This window comes from Oleiharenicola lentus (genome assembly GCF_051660365.1).
In the GTDB taxonomy this organism is placed as follows: Bacteria; Verrucomicrobiota; Verrucomicrobiia; order Opitutales; family Opitutaceae; genus Lacunisphaera; species Lacunisphaera lenta_A.
In genome coordinates this window covers 1-20175 of record NZ_JBOZXB010000002.1, presented here as the reverse complement: position 1 = coordinate 20175, position 20175 = coordinate 1, and the positions used below count along the sequence as shown (strand labels likewise).

Sequence of the window (20175 nt, the reverse complement as noted above, 5' to 3'; positions counted from 1 at the left end):
GGATGTCGAATTTCTTTAAACATGTGCTTTTTGCCGCGGGCTGCTTGCTGCTGTTGGCCGCCGGTTGGGCGGCAAGCCCGCAGATCTCGTCCGAAAAACCAGTGATCAAATTTAGTCTTCCGATGTTTACCCCGGAGGGAAATCGCAAGTGGCTCGCCCGCGGCACCGAGGCGCGGATCATCAGTCGCGAGCAATTCGAAGTGAAGGAACTTTCGTTTTCCCTCTTCGACGGCAAAGGGGGCGACAAAGTGCAGACGTTAATCCTCAGCCCGCAAGCGACCATTTTCTCCGAAAAATCCGTGATCACCGGGGCGGATTCGATTCGAATTATCAACGACGAATACGAAGCCAGCGGCCGCGACTGGACTTACTCCGAAAAAGACACCGGCTCCGCCGTGAAAGAGAAAAACATTAAAATTAAAAACAACGTGCATGTGATCTACCGCGCTGAAATAAAAGGACTGCTCCAATGAAATTATCCCGCGTTATCGTTCTTACGCTGGCCGCGCTGGCTCATTTCACGAGCGCGTCCGCGCAAAATGTGCAACAGCAGCCCACCGTCATTAAGAGCCAGACGCTCGATATGACTTCAACCGACACCGAAACCACATCGATCTTTACGGGCAATGTCGTCGTCACTGGCACCAATTTAAAACTGACCTGCGATCGTCTCGAGGTCGTCGGCCTGCAGGCGCCCGGTTCAAAAGGCAGCATCGGCAAAGTCGAGGGTTTCAAATCCCTCATCGCCACCGGCAACGTTCGCCTGATCCAAGGCGAACGCGAAGCCGCTTGCGGGCGCGCCATCGTGCTGCCCGGCGAGGATAAATTGATCCTTCAGGAAAATCCCGTGCTCGTAGATCACACGGAGAATTGGACGTATCGCGGCGAGGAAGTGGAGTTGCATCGCGGTGAACGCCGGGTGCACGGCAAGAATATCGAAATGGTCGGCCCCGCGCTTAAAGATCTCGGCGTCGATAAAGACAAATTGCTCTCTCCTACTAAACCGGTCGCGCCCGCTGAAGCCCCGAAACAACCGTAAGCATGGAAACGTCCGCGAAGCCGCCGAGCGCCATCCGCACCGAATCGCTCGTCAAAACCTACGGCCAGCGCTCAGTCGTCAACGGCGTAAACATCAACGTGCAAGCTGGGGAAGTCGTCGGCCTGCTTGGCCCGAACGGCGCCGGCAAGACCACGACGTTTTACATGGTGGTCGGCCTCGTCCCCGCGACAAGCGGTCAGGTGTTCATCGACGGGCAGGACGCGACCGCCTTGCGCATGCATCGCCGCGCGCGACTGGGCATCGGTTATCTACCGCAAGAGTCCTCAATTTTCCGCAAGCTCACGGTCGAGGAAAACATTCTCGCCGTCGTCGAGACGCTCCGCGTCAGCAAATCCGATCGCCCTGCCCTCGTCGCGCATCACCTCGGCGAATTGAGCCTGAGTCACCTCGCGAAACAGAAAGCCTACACGCTTTCCGGCGGCGAGCGTCGCCGGCTGGAAATCGCGCGCGCGCTCGTGACGCGTCCGAAATTTTTGCTGATGGACGAGCCGTTCGCCGGCGTCGATCCCATCTCCGTAGCCGAAGTCCAGAAGATCATCCTCGAACTGAAAGCGCGCGGTATCGGCGTCCTGATCACCGACCACAACGTTCGCGAAACGCTTCACGTCGTGGATCGCGCCTACATCATTCACAAAGGCAAAGTCATGACGGAAGGCCGCGGCGATTTCCTGGCTAACGACCCGCAGGCGCGCGAATTCTACCTGGGTAAAGATTTTAACCTGTAGCAGCGAGTAACGGGCATCGCGTAGCGAGTAGGAGCTTGTTGCCTGCGGTGCCTTAATCTACTCACTACCCGCTAGCCACTACTCGCTACTTCAAAGTCACTCCCCATGCCCACCAAAGCCATCAACGGGATCACCGTCGCGCATTTCTACGAGACCTACCGCGAGAAACTTGAACTCGAACTCGTCACCGGCGAAAACGGCCTGCACCGCCTGATCCGCGAAGGCTCCATCAATCGCCCCGCGCTGGCGCTCACGGGGTTCTTCAAATATTTTGCGAACAAACGCATTCAAGTTTTCGGGGCGGCTGAGATGACTTACTTGAAGACGCTTGAGCAGCGTCAGCAGATTTTAATTCTCCAGGAGATGGTGAAACGCGGCATTCCCGCGCTCGTCCTCACGCGCAATTATCATCCCACGCATCCCTTGATTGTCGTGGCGCAAGAAATGAAGCTGCCCGTGTTTCGCACGCCGCTTATCACGATGCATTTCGTCAACGCCGCGACGTTGTGCATCGACAATGAGTTCGCGCCTTCCAGCACCGAACACGCCACGATGCTCGACGTAAAAGGCATCGGCGTAATGATCCGCGGCGACAGCGGCATCGGCAAATCCGAGTGCGCCCTCGCCCTCATCGAGCGCGGCCATTCGCTCGTCGCCGACGATCTCACGTGCATCAAACTCCTCGACGAACGCGAACTCTCCGCCAGTTCCCGCCCGCTGAATCGCGGTTACATGGAGTGTCGCGGCATCGGCATCATCAACATCGCGGAAATGTTCGGCGTGAAAAGCGTGCGCCGCGAAAAACGCATCGACCTCGTCGTCTCCCTGCGCGAATGGTCACCGGACGTCATCGAGGAACGCACCGGTCTCGAGGAAAATTTCTATAACATCCTCGGCATTCGCGTTCCGCACATCGAATTCTATGTTCGTCCCGGTCGCGACATTGCCCGCCTCGTCGAAGTCGCCGCGCTCGTGCAAGCGCTCAAGAAGATGGGCCACGATCCGGCAAAGACGTTTAACGACCGCCTCATCGCCCACATGACGCAGACGCCGTCGAAGCCGTTGTCGCACAAAATTTCCGCCACCGTCGCTCCGTTCCTCGTGCCGAACGAAGAAGATCTGGACAAAGACCCGATCGACGACCGTCCCTGATTTATTTTCATGTCCTCCGTTCGTTCCGATGGCCGCAGCGCCAATCAAATCCGTCCGATCAGCATCGAAGCTAACATCGCTCCTTATGCATCGGGTTCCGTTTTAATCGGCTTCGGTGCCACGCGCGTCATCTGCGCCGCCACGATTGAAAACAAAGTGCCTTCGTGGATGAAGCAGCAAGGCGTCAAAGGCGGCTGGCTGACCGCGGAATATTCGATGCTGCCCTACAGCACGCTCGACCGCAAACCGCGCGACATCACCAAAGGCCGCATCGATGGCCGCACGATTGAAATCCAACGCCTCATCGGCCGCTCGCTGCGCGCCGTGCTCGATCTGCAAAAACTCGGCGAGCACACGCTGTGGATCGATTGCGACGTGTTACAGGCCGACGGCGGCACGCGCACGGCGTCGATCACCGGCGCTTACCTCGCGGCGCGGCTCGCGATTCAAAAATTACTCGACGCGAAGCGCATCCAAGAAAACCCGCTCGTCGACTCTGTCGCGGCGGTCAGCGTCGGTTTGTTCGGGGGCGAAGCGTTGCTCGATTTAAATTACGTCGAGGACAAGGACGCGGAAGTCGACGCCAACGTCGTCATGACCGGACGCGGCCAATTCGTCGAAGTGCAGAGCAGCGGTGAAGAGTCGACGTTCTCGCACGAACAACTCCAAAATCTCATCGCGCTGGCGAAGGACGGCTTGGAAGAACTCAACTTAATCCAAGACGACTTCCTCTCAAAACACCTGCCGGTGAAGTGACGAATTAGGCGCCGGGCTTGGAAGGCACCGGCGCGTCGGGTTTGATCGCGCTGAAGTTACCTTCCTCGCCGTTCCGCACGAAGCCTTCCGTGACCGATTTCAAGTCTTCCCAACGACGGCGGATGGCTTTCGCTTCTTCTTTCGTGATCGTGTTGTCGGCCGCAGCCACGGCGATCACCCCGAGCATGTCAGCGAACTCCTGCACAATGCTGTTCGTCGAAGGAATCAGCTGAAACGGATGCGGTTTGGCCTTCGGATTGTGAATGAAAAATCCGCCCGCGCGTTCGCACACCCATTGCGCGATGCGTTCGTCGTCCGTGATACGCAAGAGCTGCTCGATGCGATCCAGCGGGTTATTCGCGCCACTGCCCACGCCGCCTTCCGGCGGTTCGGCCCATTTGTAGATCAGCGAAAGCGACAAGTTCATGTCGGCCGCGATTTGTTTGGCGCTGGTTTTCTTGAGAACTTCTTTGAGCAACTCGTGCGACTGCATGAGCGCGAATACAGGAACTTCGTGGCTATAAGGCAACCTCTGACACAAATGAGCCGACCTGTAAGCGCGCAAATATGTGCGGAGAGGCCGCTTTTTTCATGTCTTTCACGCCACCTTTGTGGCAAATCTTGAATCCCCTTTCTTTTCATGAACATCCACGAGTATCAGGCCAAAGCATTGTTCGAAAAATACGGCGTCGCTGTGCCCAAAGGCGCAGCTGCCCGCTCCGCTGCGGAATTTGAGAGCGCGCTCGCCTCGTTGCCTGACGGCGCGGTGATCGTCAAATCCCAGATCCACGCCGGTGGCCGGGGCAAAGGCACCTTTACCGACGGCTTCAAAGGCGGCGTGAAATTCGCCAAGACCAAGGCCGACGCCCTCGAATACGCGGGCAAGATGTTCAACAATACGCTCGTCACCATCCAAACCGGTCCCGCCGGCCGCAAGGTGCAGACGATTTATTTCACGCAAGCGAGCGACATCAAAAAAGAATACTACCTCGCCATCCTCCTCGACCGTAACACGTCGAAGCCCGTCATCGTTGCCTCGACCGAAGGTGGCGTCGACATCGAGACCGTGGCGCACAACACGCCCGAAAAGATTTTCAAAATCGTCATCGATCCGGCCTACGGCATCGCCGATTTCCAGGTTCGCGAACTGATCCAAAAGCTCGGCCTGAATCCCGCCGAATCCAAAAACGCCGCCAAGCTCCTCAAAGGTCTCTACACGTTCTTCTGGGAAACTGACGCCGCGATGGTGGAAGTTAACCCGCTCATCACGACCCCGGACGACAAGGTCCTCGCGCTCGACGCGAAGGTCTCGTTCGACTCGAACGCGCTTTATCGTCATCCGGAAATCGTCGCCCTCCGCGATTTGAACGAAGAAGACCCGAAGGAAATCGAAGCTTCGAAATACGGCCTCTCTTACATCGCGCTCGACGGCAACATTGCGTGCTTGGTCAACGGCGCCGGTCTCGCGATGTCCACGATGGACATCATCGGCCACTTCGGCGGCACGCCCGCCAACTTCCTCGACGTCGGCGGCGGCGCTTCGAAAGACCAAGTCGTCGCGGCGTTCAAGATCATCCTCGGTGACAAGAACGTGAAAGGCATACTCGTTAATATTTTCGGCGGCATCATGGACTGTAACGTCATCGCCACCGGCATCGTCGAAGCCGTCAAGGAAGTCGGCCTCAAGCTCCCGCTCGTCGTTCGCCTCGAAGGCAACAACGTCGCCGCCGGCAAAGCCACCCTCGCCGCTTCCGGTCTCGCGCTCGTCTCCGGCGACACCATGGCCGACGCTGCGCAGAAGATCGTCAAACTCGTCGCCTAACCTTTTTCACCGACTCCCATGTCCATTCTCATCACTCCGCAGACCAAGATCCTTATTCAGGGCATCACCGGTGACTTCGGCGGCCGCCACGCCAAGCTCTCCCTCGACTACGGCACGCAAGTCGTCGCCGGCGTCACGCCCGGCAAGGGCGGCCAAACGTTCGAGCACGGCAGCCACAAGGTGCCGATTTTCAATTCTGTCGCCGACGCCGTTGCTGCCACGGGCGCAACCGTCGCGGTCGTTTACGTCCCACCGCCATTCGCGGGTGACGCGATCCTCGAAGGCGTCGATGCGGGCCTCGATCTCGTGGTCGCGATCACTGAGGGCATTCCGATCAAAGACATGATCCGCGTGAAGCGCGCGATCACCGGCAAGAAAACCCGTCTCATCGGGCCGAACTGCCCCGGCCTCGTTACGCCCGGCACCGGTGAAGGCTCCAAAGGCGGCTGCCGTATCGGCATCGCTCCCGGCTACATTCATAAGAAAGGCCACGTCGGCGTCGTCTCGCGCTCTGGCACGCTCACCTACGAAGCAGTTTTCCAACTCACCTCGAAAGGCATCGGCCAGTCGACCGCGGTCGGCATCGGCGGCGATCCGGTGAACGGCACGAGCCACCTCGACGTCATCAAACTTTTCAACGAAGACCCGGACACGCACGGCATCATCCTCATCGGCGAAATCGGCGGTAACGCCGAAGTTGAAGCCGCACGCTGGATCAAAGCGAACTGCAAGAAGCCCGTCGCGGGTTTCATCGCCGGTGCCACCGCTCCTGCCGGTCGCCGCATGGGCCACGCCGGCGCAATCGTCGGTGGCGCGGAAGACACCGCCGCCGCCAAGATTGCTGTGTTCCAAGAGTGTGGCATCGAAGTCGCCGCCACGCCCTCCGACATGGCCGACGCCCTGCTCCGCGCCGCCAAGCGCTTGAACGTCACGCTAAGCTAACGCTCGTCATCGCTTCGCGCCTAACCATTCCAAGCCGGGCTTAACCGCCCGGCTTTTTCGTGCGCACTCAAAGAGACCTTCAGCCCACATCACGCGGCACCACGATCTCCATTTTTATTTTGCAACCGAGCGCCGCGGCGGTGCGGGCGAGTGTCATCAAGGTGATTGAAGTATTCGCAGGATCGAGGATGCGGTTCAGCGCCGCGCGGCTGGTGCCAAGCGTTTCCGCGAGCGCCGACACCGTGATCTCCCGACGTTCCATTTGTCGCGCCAGCGTCACGGCAATCACTTTTTTCAACAACGCCGCCTCGACCTCGCCATAGACACCCTCTTCGCGCAAATGCTCGGACGTGGCTTCCTCAAAACGCAGCCGCTTGTCAGTCGTCATGCCACGTTCTCTGTGCCGGTTCAAAAGAACACAACCTAAACTGTATCAAAAAAGATACTCTTTTGCCCCGCCCTTCGAGGGAAACTGTCTTATACTTATCACTTACGCACGGGGCTGAAAATAGTTTCAGTCCCGCCACCTCGCTAAACCAACCAAAATCAGCCGTTTAGCATTTCGGTGAAAAATTCTTCGGCCAAACCGAAAGATTTTTCTGGCATAGGACGCGGCGATTTGCACTGTTCGCGTTGCATCAGGAAAGGATCAGCCGAAAGCGACTGGTTCTGCCAACCGGGTCTAGGAGTGATCACGGTGGTTTCGAGCGACGCAAGTCGCCCGGATGTGAGAGCGGTAAAACGCTCTAACAAAAAACTCCTCCTAAAAAGCGAAAATGCCGCCTGATGCTCTCAGGCGGCATTTCGTTTTACAGGACAAAACCTGATGCGCGAACGATTAACCATCAACCCAGCTAACCGCTCACGCATCATGTCCAACATCATCACCCTCGCCTCCCTCCGCATCAGCGAAGAGAACCCGAACCACCACCTGTGGAATAACAACGGCACGTGGTTCCTCCACTACACGATCTATCCGACGCCTTTCACCAAAGAGCGCATCCGTCGCTCCCTCGGCACGAAAGACGTCAAAATTGCCCGCGACCGCCGCGATCAATTCTTCAACCAACTCTCCAAGCAGTCCGCTGCTCCGGTGGGCCAGGTCGCAGTCGCCTAAGCAAATCTCAGGCATCGTAATTTCAAGAGGCACACCGTTCGCGGTGTGCCTTTTTTTGTGCCCGATCGAAGCGAATCCGTGCTCGTAGAGGCGGCGCCAGCGGCCCCGCGAGGCCGCACCAGTCCAAATCTCTTGTAGGTTGCGCGCTCGCGCGCAACGCCGCCCGCAAGCGAGCCACCCTACGTCAATAACGCAAGACCTCGTCGCTCCCCCGCGTCGACGTAAGGCCTCGCCAAAAAATCTGCGCTCGTTTTACAAAACTTACGGAATCCGCAGCTGTGTGCCGACTCGCAGCGTATTTGAACCCTGCAAAACTTCGCGGTTAGCTTGGAAAATATCCTGCCAGCGATTGGCAGTGCCGTAGTAGCGCAAACTGATGCGCGATAGCGAATCGCCCTCGGTAACGGTGTGGTAACGTGCCACCTGCTGCGTGGAAGACGTCGATGACTGCGTGTTTACCGGCGGATTTCCACCCGAGGCGAGCATCGAAGCGGGCGTCGCGAGGCGCGCCGCTGACGCAATCTGGTCAAGCGTGCCTTGCGCTTGCGTCAGTCGGGCCACGAGTGCGCTGTTTTCCTGGCGCAATTGATTCAACGCCGCCGCGCGCTCGCGTTCCTGCGCCACGTTGACCTCCGCCGCCCGCGTGTTGATATCGCGCACAGTCTGGAGTTCGCGGCGCACCTGCGCCAACTGCACGGTCAACGCATCGATATTTTGCTGCGCGCTGCGGTCAGCTTCCACTTTCAACTGTTCTGCCGAAGTCGCCGTCTGCGCGATACGTGTATTTTCCGCGCGCGCGGAGGCAATCTGCCTCCGCAAATCATCGCGCTCCGTTTCCAGCTTGGAATTGAGATCCGTCAGTTCCGCGACCGAAGAGTTATGCGTATCGGCCGCTTTCTCGGCATCCGTCGCGCGTGCCCGCAATGCCGCCAACTCCGCTTCGACGCGCTGGGTCGCTTGCTGACTCGACGCAAGCCGGGTGGTCGCATCGTCGCCGGTGCGCCTCAACGTCGCGTTCTCGCGCTGCGCGGTGGCAAGCTGCGTGCCCACGGCTTCCAGCCGTTCCTGCAACGCCGCTTTTTCGTCCGCTAAACCGGGCAACACCGTGGCGACTTTACGCGCATCGTCCAATTGCTGCCGTAGCGCCGCCTGATCTTCGGACGCCTTGCGATTATCATCGACCAACTTCTGATTCTGGCGGCGCAGTTCGTCGCCAACAGAAACGAGATCTTTAATCCGATTTTGCAGCGTTTGTTCGGCCGAAGCGACGCCTTGGGAGAGACGCGTGCTCTCCGCGCGCGCTGCAACAATTTGCCGGCGCAAGTCATCACGCTCCGCTTCGAGCTTGGTATTGAGATCGGTAAGCTCAGCCACCGAGTTGTTGTGGCTGTCAGCCGCCTTCTCTGCATCGGTCGCCCGCGCGCGCAACGCGGCGAGTTCCGTCGCCGTGCGTTGGGCCGTTTGCTGACTACTGGCAAGGCGCGTCGCCGCATCGCTGCCGCTGCGCTGGAGAGTTTCGATTTCCCGCTGCGCCGCCACCAACTGCGTGCCGACTGCTTCGAGGCGCTCTTGCAACGCGGCTTTTTCGTCAGCCAAACCGGGTAACACCGTCGCGACTTTCCGCGCATCTTCCAACTGTTGGCGCAAGCCGCTCAAATCGGCGGCCGACCTCTGATTATCATCCGTGAGCTTTTGATTTTTCCGGCGAAGGTCATCACCCACCGCGACCAAATCCCGCACGCGGCCTTGCAGCTGGTCAAACTCGTCTTTGTTAACGGTGGGAATTTCCGCCTGCTTCGCGCTCATCAACGAGCGATTCGCTTCACTCAACGAACGATTGGTCTCACGAGCGCGCTGAAGTTGGGACGCCAGCGAAGCGAATTCTTTCGCTGCCTCGCCGCGATCATTCTCCAGCTGCGTTTCCAAATCCTTGATCTGCGCAGTGAGCGTGCGGATCTCCATCTTGTAGGCATCCGGCTGCGTGGCCGACATGGCTTGGGATTGCGCCGCGAGCGCCGCACTCACCGACTTCTTCGCACTTTCTAAATCCTGCTCAAGGCGATCGTTGATGCCGGTCAACTCGGCGACGGACGCCGTAAGTTTCTCAACCGTCTGATTCGCGTCGACCAAATCGGTTTGAAGCTTGCGAACCTCTTCCGCGCCTTTCGAGCCGGACGCTCGGGTCGCGGCGATTTGTTTTTCAAGATCTGCGACCTTGGTCTGGGCTTGGTCAAGTTCGCGACGATTGCTCGTCATGAAGCCCGTCACCTGTTCATTTTCGCGCGTCAGTTGCTCGACCTTGGCGCGTAATTCATTCGCCGTGGTCGCGCTCGCCCGGAGGCGTTCATTTTCACTGCGCAACGTCGCCAGACCGGCGGTTTCCGCGCGCAGCTTCGTGACTTCGTCACGGAGAGCGGTGTTGCCGGTCGATGCCTGCTGGGCAGCGGCAACCTGACGCTGGAGATCGCTCACCTGCGTGCGTGCTGCGGTGAGTTCGCGCTGTGAAGATTCGCGGGCCGTCGCGATATCTTTTTCCAAACGATCGTTGAGCGCGGTAAGTTCGGCCACATTCGAGCCACTCTTCTCAAGCGCTTGATTTGCTTCTTCGAGTTGCTTCTTGAGGGAGTCGAGACTGGCGGAGCTTTGCTGCGTGGCGCGGAGATCAGCTTCCAATGCCGCAATACGGGACTGCGCCTGGGCCAGACGCGGCGCCAGCGTGTCATCGATCGCCGGCTTCGGTTGATTCTGAAGCTCCGTAATCCGGGCCGTGAGGCGGGTATTTTCATCCCTGAGTTTCACCGCGTCAGCGGACGCCGTGCGCAGCTGCTCGATTTCCTCGCGTAAGTTTACCACTTGAGCGGCGGACTCTTTCGCGCTGGCGAGTTCGCGCTGAACTGAGGCGACTTGGGCTCGGGCGGCGGCGATATCGCGTTGCTGCGTGTCTTTCGAAGACGAAGCCGCCTGCTCCAATTGGGAATTCAGCGCGGTGAGCTCCTTCACGCTGGCCTGACTCTGTTCGAGCGATTGCGTCGCTGCGGCGAGTTGCTTTCTCAGATCCTCGACTCCGGCGGCGCTGCCGGAAACATTCCGTTGCGACGTGCGCAGATCATTTTCCAATGTGGAAATCCGCTCGTTAGCCGACTTCACCTGCTCTTGGGCTTGCGCGAGGCGCGGCGCGAGCGTCTGGTCAGCTACAGGGCGTTTTTCAAACTCTGCCACCCGCGCGGCGAGGCGGCTGTTTTCTGTTCGGAGGTTGGCAGTCGCGGCGGCAGCTTGTTGAGCGTCCCCCAGTTGTTTCTGTAAACCTTCAATAGTCCCGGCGCTCTCCGAAGCGGCCAAGCGCACGGTGTCTAATTCTTTTTCGAGAGAAACGATGCGTTGCTGCGCCTGCGCGAGACGTGGCGCGAGCGTTTCATCAACCACCGGCTTAGGTTGATTTTGTAAGGCAGTGATTCTCGCCGTCAGTTGCGTGTTTTCTTCCTTAAGCGCGGACGCCATCGACGCATTTTCGCGAATCGCCACCATCTCCGACTGAAGCTTTACGAGATCGGTATTTGCTTTTTCGAGCGCGGCATTCGTTTCGACCAGCTGCTTTTTAACGGCCTCAAATTCACCCGTGTTGCCAGAAGTCTGGCGTTGTTGGATGCGCAGGTCGGCTTCCAGGCTGGCGACGCGCGCTTGCGACTGAATGTAAGTGGTGCGATCCGCCGCCGCTTTGTCGGTGACGACGCGTAGCTGTTGCTGCGCTTGGGCGAGTTGCTGCGCGAGCGCGGGGTCGCCGGCGGCGGCTTTCGGCTTGGATTCGACGTCGAGCAGACGAGCAGCGAGCCGCGCGTTTTCATCGCGGAGTTCCGTCACGTTACCGGTGGAGGCGCGCAACGTCGTGAGCTCAGCCCGCAGTGTTGTCGCATCGGCGGCGGTTTTCCGGGCCGCCTCGAGTTCGGTGCGTAAGCCGGCCATGGCTTCCGTGCTTTGCGTGACGCGTTCCTGCGCGCTGGCGAGTTGCTTCCTTAGCTCCTCGAGGTTGGCGCCACTGCCCGAAGCCTGCTGCTGAGCCGCGAGCAATTCCTGCTCGAGGGCGGCGATGCGCATTTGCGCTTCGGCGAGTTTCGGCGCGATCGCTTGCGTGGCAGAGGCGGTCTCTGCGAGTTTCTCGAGATCGGCAATGCGCCCTGAAAGACGCATATTTTCTGAACGAAGAACATTGGCCGTAGCGGCGGTCTGGCGCAGCGTGTAGAGCTCTTTCTGCGCTTCAGTCAGCTGCAACTTCGCGGTATCCAGATCGGCCTTCGCGGTTTCAGCCGCGGCCAGCGCCTTGGTTAAAGTTTCCTCGTTTTGCGCACCGGCCTGGCTCGCGAGTGCGAGCTGGCCGCGCAATCCGTTGACCTGTTCCGCACCGTTCGTGAGGCGTTGCTGCGCGGCGCGCAGCTCGTTCTCCAAACTGGCAACTTTTTGCTGCGACTCGGCGAGGCGCGGTTCGAGGGTTTTATCGACGACCGGCTTGGGCTGAGCTTCCAGCTGCGTGACCTGGGCGGAAAGTTTTGCGTTCTGATCGCGCAACGACGCGACTGCCGCCGCGTCTTTCTGCGCCGCGATAAGTTGTCCGCGCAACTCTGCGAGCTGCGCGTTAGCTGCGGCCACCGCTTGGGTGCCGAGATTTTTTTCGGCGACCGTGCTGGCGGAGATTTTCTCATTCGCCGCTGTGAGGTTGGCGGCCTGCTGTTGCGCAGTCTGCAGTTCTTTTTCCAAGGCAACGACGCGGGTCTGCGCGGCTTCAAGACGTGGCGAAAGAGTCGGGTCGATCACCGGCTTCGGCTGGTTTTCCAACTCAGCAATCCGTGAAGTGAGGCGTCCGTTTTCTTGACGCAAGGCGCCAAGGTTTTCTTCTGCGGTGCGCAGTTTGGCGACCTCGCCATCAAGTGCAATCGCGCGGGACGCGGCGGCCTTGGAGGCCTCGAGTTCGGCGTTGAGCGATTGGATTGCGGCAGTCGTGGCGGCGAGCTTCTTCTCGGTTGTGACGAGTTGGTTCTTTGCTTCGGCGAGCGCGGTCTGCGCCTTGCGCGCATTACCGCTCTCCTCCGCAGCTTTTTCCGTCATGGACTGGCTGGATTTCATCCAACGCTCGGAGCGCTCTTTTTCGGCGACAAATTGCTGCCGGAGACTGGTCAACTCATTCAGCGCCGCGCGAGTCGGACCTGATTCCGTGTTGGCTTTTTCCGCGAGCGTTTTGTTTTCCTCGGAAAGTTTTTGCGCGAGTTGCTTGTCTTGCTCGGCGGAAGCAACGGCGTCTGCGAAACGTTTTTCGGCGACGACCAGTTTTTCTTTCAGTGCGGTTGACTCGGCTGCGGCAACGCCGGCCAAAGCAGTTTTTTCTTCCTGACTTTTTTCAAGCGTCTGCGCCCACTTTTCCAAGTCAGCTTTCTCGCTCTGCAACTCCTGCAATTGTTGTTGGAGCTTCGCGGCGGCTTGCTCCGCTTGGGCGAGTTTGGGGGCGAGCGTTTCGTCGACCACCGGCTTGGGCTGTTTTTCCAACTCGGCCAGACGGGCCGTCAATTTTTCGTTTTCCGAGCGGGCGGCGGTTAATCCGGCGGCACTTTTGCGCGCTTCAGAAATATCTTTCTGCAACGCAGCCAACTGCTCGCGAGCCTGCGCGGCGGCGCGTTCGCCCGTTTGTTTGGCGGTGGAGACTTCAGCTTCCAAGCGCTGGTTTGCTTGGTTTAGAGCCGCGACGCGCGCAGTGTTTTCCTGCAGCGATTGATTCGCGGCAGTGAGCTGCGTGCGGAGTTTTTCGACATCCGTGTTCGTGCCGCTGGCCTGCTGTTGCGCAGACGCGAGCTGCTTTTCCAACTCGGCGGTGCGGGCCTGCGCTTGCGTGAGACTGACCGCACCCGCAGAAAGCCGGGCGTTGAGCTGTTGGAGTTCCTGCTGCGATTGAGCGAGACGTGGCGCGAGCGCTTGGTTGGCTTCGTTCAGCGAAGAGACACGCGCGTTGTTTTCATGGAGTGATTGATTGGCCGCGGCAAGTTGCGCGCGGAGTTTTTCCACATCGGATCCACTGCCGCTGGCCTGCTGCTGCGAGGATGCGAGCTGCTTTTCCAGTTCAGAAACGCGAGTCCGGGAATCCGCCAGAGTGGCATTCCCTGCCAGAATTTTCGCATTCAATTGCGCTAACTCTTGCTCCGATTGAGCGAGGCGCGGCGCGAGCGATTGATTAGCCTCGTTCAGCGACGCCACGCGCGAAGCATTTTCCTGAAGCGATTGGTTCGCTGCGGCGAGTTGCGCGCGGAGTTTCTCGACGTCCGTGTTCGTGCCACTTGCCTGTTGTTGCGCAGAGGAAAGCTGTTTTTCCAACTCGGCTACGCGGGCTTGCGCTTGCGTGAGGCTGGCATTTTCCGAGGAGAGCCGAGTATTGAGTTGCTGGAGTTCTTGCTGCGCTTGGGCGAGACGCGGCGCGAGGGTGGCATCGACCGGCGTGGGCTTCGGTTGTTTTTCGAGGTCGGCTACCCGGGCGCTCAGGCGGATATTTTCCTCCTGAAAGCGACTCGCTTCTTTGACGGCTTGATCGGCTTTGGCGAGAAGCTGGGCCGTTTGATCGGAAGTCGGCGCAGCGGTCGGCGCGGAAACTGAGGCTTGGTTGCGAGTGGAACGGAGCTGAAGATTGACCGCGGTGAGCTCGCGCGTGGAGCGTTTCACTTCGTCGTTCAGGCGAATGATGTCGCGCTGCAAGCCGGCGATGATCGAGTCCTTCTCGCTGTCTTGAACAGGATACCTGGCACTGTCGCTCGCAGAAGTCGTGCGCGGAGTGGAGGTCGCAACCTTACTCTTCTCAAGCAGCTCGGTGTTGCTCTGCGTGAGGCGCTGATTGGTTTGGCGTTGTTGATTCAGCTCGATGTTCGCTTGCGCGAGTTGAGCCGTGAGCGTGGTGATTTCGTCTTTGAATTTCGCCGCGTCCGCAGTGGGCGGCGCGGCCACGGTTGCAGGCTGGCGCGCGGCCGACTGGGCGTCTTTTAGTTGTGCCGTGAGCACGGAGGTCTCGCGCTGGGAAACCTCTTTTTCAATCGTGAGGGACTCCACTTGCGCGGCGAGCCGGCGGCTCTGATCACGGAGTTGATCGACCAGCTTGCCCGCTTCCGTAGGCTGACTGAGTTGTTGGGCAAGCTGAGCTTTCTCAAGCTCAAGGCGCTGGTTGGCCTCGGCGTATTGGGCGTTGGCAAGGCGGGCGCGATTGAGCGCGTCGGTGAGTTCCGCGATGCGCGTGGCGTTGGCGGTATCCGGAGTGGATGGCGCGTGTGAAGCCACGGCGGTGGCCTCGACCGGTGCAGCCACCACGGGAGCGGGTGCAGTGCCGCCCTTGCGCTCGGCGACCGTGCGGTTTGCGGCGACCAGTTGTTCGGGAGAAAGCGAGCGGGCGACAAAATCGCGGGCGGCGGGATTCGCGCCTTTTTCCGTCGCGAGGCTCAACCACACATATGCTTCGATCGGATCTTTGGCCAAACCGCCGCGGCCCTCGGAGATCATCACGCCGTAATTATTCTGCGCCGGCGCAAATCTCTGCTCTGCGGCGGCGCGGTAATAACTCGCAGCCGTGGCTTCGTTTTTCGTGACGCCGCGGCCGTCTTCGTAGAGGAGGCCGAGATTGTATTGCGCGCGCGAAAATCCGCGGTCAGCAGCGAGCCGATACCACCGCGCGGCTTGCACTTCATCTTTCTTCACGCCGCGGCCCGCTTCGTAGCCGAGGCCGAGATTGAATTGCGCTTCGACGATGCCTTTTTCTGCCGCTTGTTTATACCAAAGATTCGCCTCGAACAGATCCTGACCGACGCCACGTCCGGACGAATACATGTTGCCGATATTGAACTGTGCCGCGGCGAAACCCTGCTCGGCGGCCATCAAATAATATTTGAATGCCTGCCGCTCATCCGCCGCCACCCCGCGGCCCATTTCGTAAACGAGTCCGAGATTAAATTGCGCGGGCGCGAAGCCTCTGTCCCCTGCTTTGCGATACCAATCGAGTGCCTGCGCGTAATCCTGTTTAACGCCGAGCAGGCCGTTGGTGTAAATATTACCGAGAGAATTTTGCGCTTCCGCGTCAGCTTGGTCGGCGCGCGCGCGGATTTGCGCCAAATCCGCCGGAGCCGGCTGCTGGGCTTTCGAGGTGGCAATTCCCACCACCGCAAGCAGCAAGACGCAGGCGAACAAGCGCCTGACCTTCAAATGCTTAACTAGCCCAGTGAGCGTGGTGAATTGATACACGCAACACAGTAAGGATTAAACCCTAGAAGGGAGCAAGGCTGCATCGACCATGCCGTGGATGATTTTTTTGTCCGGCGGGCAAAAAGTCGCCAACGCGCCGGAGAGCCGAGCTTGTCCGCCAACCACGAAATAATACGGGCAAAGGCGCAGGCGTCCTGCCTTCGACGAGGCTACCGCGGGCAAATCCGCCTGACTGTTTTCGCTCAAGGGCTGACCTGCGCTCTTTTCGTAAAGCAGATGCTCCACGCGCTTCGGTTTCCGGTATTCCTGCAAAATGTGGAGGTTCGTCGGCGCGAGCTTCAGGGCCTGCTCGATGCCCTCCTGCCATTCTTCGCGCGAGCAGTCGCTGCCCAAAATAACGCTGCGCGCGCCCCACGCAGTCTCGTGAAAGCCGCTGATCTTGATGATGAGATCGCGCTCTTTTTGCGACGCACCCGAGAGTTCGCGCCAGTCGCTCAACATCCGTCCGCCGACGCGCGGCGAATCCAGCACCGCACCGGGTGGCAATGGCGCCGGTTCCATGATCCACGATTGCGGGATCAACTTTTTCAACAACTCGAGGCTGCGACGACTCACGTGTTCCGCCCAGAAATCTTTGAGGAGGTGGTGGTGAAAAAGCGCGAGGGAAAGTTTCTCTTCTTGGAAATGACGCATTGGCGGCGCAATCGTCACCGCCCCACTCTGCCACGCTTCCATGATATCGGCCGCGATGCGGATGTTCGCCCAGTCGAATAACTCGAAGAAGCGATAGATGATGTCGATTTTCTCAGGATTGCCTTCGACGTCGAAGAACAATTCTCCGCCGAGCGGAAACAAATTCTCCGGACGCAGGCAAAACACCCGGCGCCCTTGCCGTTGCAATTGCTCCGCGAGCCATTGCATCTCGGGCCGATAAGTCGCGGCTTCATCGCTCACGACGAGCGCGATGAGCGGATTGCGCGTCTCGGGGCGAAGCGTCGCGAGCGATTGGTAGAAATTTTCCACCATCGCGTCTTTGTGCCCGAGCACGGCGGCGTCGGTGTCGCTCCCGTAAAGCTTGTTGAGAAACGCCGTCAACCCGATGCCGCCGGGCACGGAGTCGAGTTCGGTTAGCGCGAAACCGTCATCCGTGAGCAATAAATCCGGGCGCAACACCGTGGGAAATGCGCCGCGATTTTTCGGGTCACGCGCATGCGCAACGAGGTCGGCGGGCTTGCCGCGATCCAGATAATCGACGACCCACGGCGCCAGCAGTTGTTTATTACGCAGGAGATTTTTTCCGGCAACTGAACGCAAATAAAGGGTCTCGAGTGCTTGGTGAAATTCGAGGCAAGCCGGCCCGATTTGCTCAAGTTGCGCCGCTTGCTCGGGCGTGAGTTGCCACGCTTGAGGTGACAGCTGCCACGTCTTGTCCTCGAATAGCGACTGGCCGGCCAGCGCGGCTTTAATGGTTTCGAGCGAAAGATCGGGCATGGCGGCAGACTAAAAGTTGAAAAGCTGAAATTGCGAATCGCGGCGGGTTTCAGTTCCTCAAATTTCCGAGCGCGCAGTGCTTACTCGTCATCGATCTGGATATCCTTGTTGCGATGACGCGGACAGCCCGCGCGCAGCCAACCCGTGATAAACCGATCCAAATCGCCATCAAGCACGCCTTGGGTGTCGCTCGTGCTCACGCCGGTGCGCAAATCCTTCACCATCTGGTAAGGTTGCAACACATAGCTGCGAATCTGAGCACCGAAACCGATTTCACCCTTCTCGCCGTAAAACTTATCCATCTCGGCGCGCTGCTCGTCCTGGCGCCGTTCGTAAATACGGGCCTTGAGCACCTGCATCGCGGAGGCCTTGTTCTTAATCTGCGAGCGTTCGTTTTGACACACGACCACGATGCCGGTGGGCGCGTGCGTGAGGCGCACGGCGGAGTCGGTGGTGTTGACGCCCTGACCGCCTTTTCCAGAGGAACGGTAAACGTCTACGCGCACGTCCTCTTCCTTGATCTCAACGTCGATGTCCTCGGTGATCTCCGCGACGACGTCGATCGCGCAGAACGAGGTGTGCCGACGCTTGTTCGAATCGAACGGGCTGATGCGCACGAGCCGATGCACGCCGCGCTCTGCCTTCGCGTAACCGTAGGCGTTCTCGCCTTTGATCAAAATCGTGGCCTTGGAAATGCCGGCGGTGTCGCCCGGCTGCACATCCATCAGTTCGACGGTGTAGCCGCGACGCTCCGTCCAGCGAGAATACATGCGGAAAAGAATATCCGCCCAGTCGTTAGACTCCGTGCCTCCCGCGCCCGCTTGAATACTGAAAATGGCGTTGTTGCGGTCGAACTGGCCGGTGAGGAACGAAGCAATCTCGAGTTGCTCAAGGTCGGCGACCATCGAGCTCACTGAACTCTCCAGTTCTTTCGTGTAATCGTCCTGCTCTTCCGGCGACGCGGCTTCGATGAGTTCAATCATCACCGCGGCGTCGTCTACGCGCTTGTTGAAAGCGACGAGCCCGCCGATGGTGCGCTTGATGCCGTTGAGTTTGGCGATGTGCTTTTGGGCGCGTTCGCTGCTGTCCCAGAAGGTCGGGTCACCCATTTGACCCTCCATCGCTTCTATTTCGCGCTGCTTTTGTTCGACGTCAAAGAAACCTCCATAAGTAGCCCGCTCGCTTCTTTATGTTTTCGATGTGTGAAAAGGTTTCTGGTGCAATCATTGGATTGGAAGTGCTCAAAATTGGCACCCGCGCCCCCGCCGCAAGCGGAAACTCCGGTAATCGTGCGGGCATGAAAAAGCCGCCCTGGACGGGCGGCTGAAAAATCCGGCTGAATTGCCGATCAAAACGTGTTGGCAAACCACTTCTGGAACTGCGCGCCCATGATCGGCGCCGGCGTCAGTTTGCCATTAATCGCCGCGATGAGCCCCGTGACCCAGATGATCAGCCAGCAGATCCAAATCGCGAGGATCGCCAGCCAGCCTAGAATTGGGATGAGCGCGAGCACCCAGCCACCCACGCCGATTACAATGGCCGAAATCACCAAACCCAACGTTTGCCGCAGGTGAAATGCCCCGAGCGCGGTCTTTTTGTTACCATGGATAACAATCGCGACAATGAATCCGATCAGCGTGATGTAACTGAGAATCGCAACGGTGCGATCCTCGGAAGAAAGCGGCGGAGCCGGGTCGATATCAATCGTGGTGGACATAAGGAGATGTGTCGAAGGGTTCGGGAAGGAACACCGCCAAGCTGCGCCCACACGGCACGCGCGTCAACGCCATGCCTCGCTTCAACCCACTTTCGCTTTAAGCGCGCAACGTGCCGGCGGCTTTCTCGGCCAGGAAACTCGCGTAGGTTTTCTCGACGCCTTCGCGCAAAGCGATTTTCGCTGCCCAACCGAGCGCGGCCAGTCGCGAGACGTCCATGAGCTTGCGCGGCGTGCCGTCAGGCTTGGAGGAATCCCACACGATTTTGCCCTGAAACCTGGTCACTTCAGCAACGATTTCGGTGAGCTCTTTAATGGTCACATCCGTGCCGGTGCCGACGTTGAGCAAGTCGGGCGGATTTTCTTGTTTCAGCAAAAAGGCACACGCGTCGGCGAGATCATCGACGTGGAGAAATTCGCGTTTCGGCGAACCCGTGCCCCAGGCGACGACTTCGGGGCGACCAGCTTCTTTGGCTTCGTGAAATTTCCGAATGAGCGCCGGCAGCACGTGAGAATTCTGCAGGTGGTAGTTGTCCACCGGACCGTAGAGATTCGTTGGCATCGCCGAGTGGTAGAGCACGCCGTATTGCTTGCGGTAGTATTCCGCGAGCTTGAGGCCGGCGATCTTCGCGATCGCATAAGCTTCGTTGGTCGGCTCGAGCGGGCCAGTCAGCAGGCTGCTTTCTGCCATCGGTTGCGGTGCCAACTTTGGATAAATGCACGAACTGCCGAGAAACAGCAGCCGCTTTACGCCGTGTTGATACGCGCTGTGAATCGTGTTGGCCGCGATCGCGAGATTCTCGAAAAGAAACTCCGCCGGATACGTGTTGTTCGCGTGAATGCCGCCGACTTTCGCTGCGGCGATGATGGCGACGTCAGGTTTTTCGGCCGCGTAAAACGCGTTCACGGAATCCTGATTTGTCAGATCCAAGCCGTCACGACGCGATTTGAGCAGCAACGTGACGCCCGGCTCCGAGCTAAAACGCCGCACGAGGGCGGCACCGACCATGCCATTATGGCCTGCGATAAACAGTTTCATGCGCGCGAAAGAAACCAGCCTTACGGTTTGGGCAACTGCTTGATCTGGGCTTCGCGTTTGGCGAGTTCGAGGTCGGCCTCAGTCATGATTTTGACGAGCTCCTTGAACTTCACCTTCGGTTCCCAGCCCAGTTGTTTCTTCGC

At 59.0% G+C, this 20175-nt stretch carries 15 protein-coding genes and 1 pseudogene; 8 read left to right on the top strand and 8 right to left on the bottom strand.

The genetic code is table 11. The annotated features are described in order from the left end of the window. Positions 1-2: 2 nt before the first annotated feature. The 5 genes from ACRRQW_RS14850 (at position 3) to rph (ending at position 3693) form a co-directional block, all read left to right on the top strand. Positions 3-473, top strand: coding sequence for a hypothetical protein (locus ACRRQW_RS14850; protein ID WP_438482379.1), 471 nt, complete (start codon positions 3-5; stop codon positions 471-473). Then, positions 470-1039, top strand: a complete 570-nt coding sequence (locus ACRRQW_RS14845; RefSeq protein ID WP_438482378.1) for an LptA/OstA family protein — start codon at positions 470-472, stop codon at positions 1037-1039. Before ACRRQW_RS14850 ends, ACRRQW_RS14845 begins: the two co-directional genes overlap by 4 nt. A gap of 2 nt (positions 1040-1041) precedes the next feature. Further along, on the top strand, positions 1042-1785 hold the full coding sequence (lptB, locus tag ACRRQW_RS14840) for an LPS export ABC transporter ATP-binding protein (RefSeq protein ID WP_438482377.1): 744 nt from the start codon (positions 1042-1044) through the stop codon (positions 1783-1785). Between the two features lie 105 nt (positions 1786-1890). Further along, positions 1891-2937 carry an HPr(Ser) kinase/phosphatase gene (hprK, locus tag ACRRQW_RS14835; RefSeq protein ID WP_438482376.1) on the top strand — a complete coding sequence of 349 codons (1047 nt, stop codon included), beginning with the start codon at positions 1891-1893 and terminating at the stop codon, positions 2935-2937. A gap of 9 nt (positions 2938-2946) precedes the next feature. Then, complete coding sequence (rph, locus tag ACRRQW_RS14830; protein ID WP_438482375.1) at positions 2947-3693, top strand: ribonuclease PH; 747 nt, start codon at positions 2947-2949, stop codon at positions 3691-3693. Positions 3694-3697: 4 nt separating this feature from the next. Here rph and ACRRQW_RS14825 read toward each other — a convergent pair whose 3' ends face one another. After that, entirely contained in the window at positions 3698-4186 is a 489-nt protein-coding gene (locus ACRRQW_RS14825; protein ID WP_438482374.1) for a phage regulatory CII family protein, read from the bottom strand. Positions 4187-4333: 147 nt separating this feature from the next. On the opposite strand from ACRRQW_RS14825, the gene sucC reads away from it, so the two are divergent. Next, the gene (gene sucC / locus ACRRQW_RS14820; protein WP_438482373.1) at positions 4334-5515 is read left to right on the top strand and encodes an ADP-forming succinate--CoA ligase subunit beta; all 1182 of its coding nucleotides are present in this window, start codon (positions 4334-4336) and stop codon (positions 5513-5515) included. An 18-nt stretch (positions 5516-5533) separates the two neighbouring features. Further along, on the top strand, positions 5534-6457 hold the full coding sequence (gene sucD, locus ACRRQW_RS14815; RefSeq protein WP_438482372.1) for a succinate--CoA ligase subunit alpha: 924 nt from the start codon (positions 5534-5536) through the stop codon (positions 6455-6457). Positions 6458-6536: 79 nt separating this feature from the next. Here the strand turns inward: sucD and ACRRQW_RS14810 are convergent, their stop codons facing one another. Beyond that, positions 6537-6845, bottom strand: a complete 309-nt coding sequence (locus tag ACRRQW_RS14810) for a helix-turn-helix domain-containing protein (RefSeq protein ID WP_438482371.1) — start codon at positions 6843-6845, stop codon at positions 6537-6539. Between the two features lie 483 nt (positions 6846-7328). On the opposite strand from ACRRQW_RS14810, the gene ACRRQW_RS14805 reads away from it, so the two are divergent. After that, positions 7329-7574 carry a hypothetical protein gene (locus tag ACRRQW_RS14805; RefSeq protein WP_438482370.1) on the top strand — a complete coding sequence of 82 codons (246 nt, stop codon included), beginning with the start codon at positions 7329-7331 and terminating at the stop codon, positions 7572-7574. A 261-nt stretch (positions 7575-7835) separates the two neighbouring features. Here the strand turns inward: ACRRQW_RS14805 and ACRRQW_RS14800 are convergent, their stop codons facing one another. The 6 genes and pseudogenes from ACRRQW_RS14800 to ACRRQW_RS14775 form a co-directional block, all read right to left on the bottom strand. Next, complete coding sequence (locus ACRRQW_RS14800) at positions 7836-15827, bottom strand: LysM peptidoglycan-binding domain-containing protein (protein WP_438482369.1); 7992 nt, start codon at positions 15825-15827, stop codon at positions 7836-7838. Between the two features lie 15 nt (positions 15828-15842). Beyond that, positions 15843-17279, bottom strand: a complete 1437-nt coding sequence (locus ACRRQW_RS14795; protein WP_438482368.1) for a hypothetical protein — start codon at positions 17277-17279, stop codon at positions 15843-15845. Between the two features lie 80 nt (positions 17280-17359). Next, positions 17360-18506, bottom strand: a protein-coding gene (prfB, locus tag ACRRQW_RS14790; protein ID WP_438482367.1) for a peptide chain release factor 2 whose coding sequence is annotated in 2 segments (ribosomal slippage) — positions 17360-18433 and positions 18435-18506 — 1146 coding nt in all. Because the reading frame shifts where the segments join, the coding sequence is not laid out codon by codon here. A 121-nt stretch (positions 18507-18627) separates the two neighbouring features. Further along, positions 18628-18996 carry a DUF4870 domain-containing protein gene (locus tag ACRRQW_RS14785; RefSeq protein ID WP_438482366.1) on the bottom strand — a complete coding sequence of 123 codons (369 nt, stop codon included), beginning with the start codon at positions 18994-18996 and terminating at the stop codon, positions 18628-18630. A 97-nt stretch (positions 18997-19093) separates the two neighbouring features. Further along, complete coding sequence (locus ACRRQW_RS14780) at positions 19094-20032, bottom strand: GDP-L-fucose synthase family protein (RefSeq protein ID WP_438482365.1); 939 nt, start codon at positions 20030-20032, stop codon at positions 19094-19096. A 20-nt stretch (positions 20033-20052) separates the two neighbouring features. After that, positions 20053-20175 (bottom strand): annotated as a pseudogene (locus ACRRQW_RS14775) (GDP-mannose 4,6-dehydratase); the annotation flags it as partial.